Source organism: Paenibacillus sp. J22TS3 (assembly GCF_018403205.1).
Taxonomy (GTDB): domain Bacteria; phylum Bacillota; class Bacilli; order Paenibacillales; family Paenibacillaceae; genus Fontibacillus; species Fontibacillus tuaregi.
In genome coordinates this window covers 1-212 of the sequence record NZ_BOSF01000058.1, presented here as the reverse complement: position 1 = coordinate 212, position 212 = coordinate 1, and the positions used below count along the sequence as shown (strand labels likewise).

The window sequence follows — 212 nt, the reverse complement described above, 5'->3', positions numbered from 1 at the left end:
CGCTGCGGCTACGGCTCTTCACCTTAACCTCGCACGGGAACGTAACTCGCCGGTTCATTCTACAAAAGGCACGCCATCACCCCTAAATTGGGCTCTGACTTCTTGTAAGCACACGGTTTCAGGATCTCTTTCACTCCCCTTCCGGGGTGCTTTTCACCTTTCCCTCACGGTACTGCTTCACTATCGGTCGCTAGGGAGTATTTAGCCTTGGC

The 212-nt window shown here is 53.8% G+C and carries 1 rRNA gene; it reads right to left on the bottom strand.

From position 1 onward, the window contains the following. Nucleotides 1–212, bottom strand: a 23S ribosomal RNA gene (locus KJS63_RS26035); the annotation flags it as partial.